The 632-nt window shown below is 60.0% G+C and carries 1 protein-coding gene; it reads right to left on the bottom strand.

Annotated elements, in window-relative coordinates:
* Positions 1-632 (bottom strand): PEGA domain-containing protein (locus tag CUJ86_RS11685; protein WP_130647753.1); only part of this gene is annotated, 632 nt, incomplete at both ends.

Genomic DNA, 632 nt, shown 5'->3' on the forward strand with positions numbered 1-632 from the left:
GCGTTCGTGAGGTCACCGGTTGCGGTGCCGTTCAGGTATACCGCCGCTCCTGCCGGCGTGGAGTTGATCTGCAATGTTCCGAGCTGCTGGACGAGGGTGAACGCAACCTCCTCGGTCTCGTCCTTGGTGAGAGTGACAATCTCTGTCGCCGGGTCATACCCGTCCTTCAGGACGGTGACATTGTAGGTCCCGACCGGTTTGTCTTCGAGGGTTGCGTTCGTGAGGTCTCCGGTTGCGGTGCCATTGAGGTAGACCGCCGCTCCGGAGGGAGTGGAGTTGATCTGCAGGGTTCCGAGCTGCTGGACGAGCGTAAAGGAGACTTCCTCGGTCTCGTCCTTGGAGAGAGTGACGATCTCCGTTGCCGGATCGTATCCGTCCAGTTCCACGGTGACGTTGTAGGTCCCGACCGGTTTGTCTGCCAGGGTGGCGTTCGTGAGGTCTCCGGTTGCGGTTCCATTCAGGTAAACCGCTGCTCCCACCGGCGTGGAGTTGATCTGCAATGTTCCGAGCTGCTGGACGAGCGTAAAGGAGACTTCCTCGGTCTCGTCCTTGGAGAGGGTGACGACTTCCGTTGCCGGGTCGTATCCGTCCAGTTCAACCGTCACATTGTAGGTCCCGACCGGTTTGTCTGC

It is taken from the genome of Methanofollis fontis (assembly GCF_004297185.1).
Lineage (GTDB): Archaea > Halobacteriota > Methanomicrobia > Methanomicrobiales > Methanofollaceae > Methanofollis > Methanofollis fontis.